The sequence below is a fragment of the Aeromonas sp. QDB14 genome, from assembly GCF_027707845.1.
Classification (GTDB): Bacteria; Pseudomonadota; Gammaproteobacteria; order Enterobacterales; family Aeromonadaceae; genus Aeromonas; species Aeromonas caviae.
Genome location: NZ_JAPCJD010000172.1, coordinates 1 through 1,528 on the forward strand (window position 1 = coordinate 1; position 1,528 = coordinate 1,528).

Consider the following 1,528-nt stretch of genomic DNA (forward strand, 5'->3'; position numbering starts at 1 on the left):
TTCGCCAGCCAGTGAATTGAGTGGTATCAACGGGTTGGGGAACGGCCATCCAGCGACGGATTTGATCAACAACGCCCCCTCAATGCGGCCATCGAGGCGGCCCGGGCGGGCGAGTCCGGTCGCGGCTTCTCGGTGGTGGCGGACGAAATCCGCACCCTGGCCATCAAGACCCAATCCTCCACCGGCGATATCCTGCAACAGATAAGCGAACGCCTGTTGCAGGTGACCGCAGGCAGCAACCAGATAGCCCAGGCGGTGCAGGAGCAATCCCTGGTCACCCAGGACATCCACCACAGCGTGCTGGACATCAAGCGTCTGGCCGATGACTCCAGCCAGGGCAGCCGCCACGCCGTGCAGGGGCATCATTGCCCTCGTGAAGCAGCTCGGGGACCTGGAGCGGCTGGTGCGCCAGTTTCAGCAGCATCCCGCCACCCGGCCAACCAGCACCGCCCTGACCAGCGGCCAGCCCCTGCTCGCCCGCTAAGCCTTCACGGAGGAAACCAGACCCAAAGACCGTGCGCTAACAATAAAAACGGGCCCCTGCCGTCACCGGCAGCGGGCCCCTCTTTTGGGTGGTGCATGGGCGTCTGAGCGGGTTTCAAATTCGAGTCCTCGACTGAACCCGCGGGTCTTTCGCCCCCTCCCAACCACCTGCTTGTCCGTGCCAGGCCGACCCTCTCGACTGCACCGCATGGCCCTCGGCAGGGCAATGACCTCGCTCACTCCCCCATCCATACACCGTGAATCGTGGGCCTTGAGCGTTGAACGTTGAACGTTGAACGTTGAGCGTTGAGCGTTGAGCGTTGAGCGTTGAGCGTTGAGCGGGAAAACGTTGCGCCTTGAGATCCCTCTTATCCAACCTGCCGCAGGCCCCGCTGCCCCCCAATTTATTGATCTTGCCCGAGAAATCACCCGATCCCCCTTCCCTAACCAGCTCCGTTCGGTAACATGGCAATCGGGATCACCTCTTGTCGGAGTCAGCCATGAACCAGACCGGATCCACAGGAAAAGCGCAGCAGGCTGGAGGCTGAAATTCAGGGGCGGTAGCGTGTTTTTTGCCGGTTGGTGCAGAGCGCAGCGGCGCCCAACAAACGAGCATGGTCACGTGAACCAGAGTGGGATAAAGACGGATGGGGTCGAACGGTAACTAAAAATAGGTGATGCAACCAAAGTCAGACTGGACTTGCAGCCACGTTGTATTGTTCCTGATGAGGTTGATGTCCCTCTCGGTTTTGGCGTTGAAATTCTATTTTCTGCTGCACACATGATCGATATTGAACGACCACCTCAAGAGTATATTGATTGGCAATGAGACCAAAATCCAGAGGGAACCTGGTCGAGAAACGGATGCATAATCGATGTGCCAAGAGAAACTGTCATCGCTCGGTGTTTTCAGTCCCATTGACCTAAATGGTTATTTTTGTTGCCGCAGAGTTTAGCGGTTGTATGTTATCCGGGAATTCAGATAATAAGTGCGACACTCATGGATGAATGGCGAGAGGTGGCCAACTGCTGATTGGTGGTACCC

The 1,528-nt window shown here is 57.7% G+C and carries 1 pseudogene; it reads left to right on the forward strand.

The window, feature by feature from the left end:
- Nucleotides 1-78 precede the first annotated feature (78 nt).
- Nucleotides 79-484: pseudogene (locus tag PG887_RS22285) on the forward strand (methyl-accepting chemotaxis protein); the annotation flags it as partial.
- Nucleotides 485-1,528 lie beyond the last annotated feature (1,044 nt).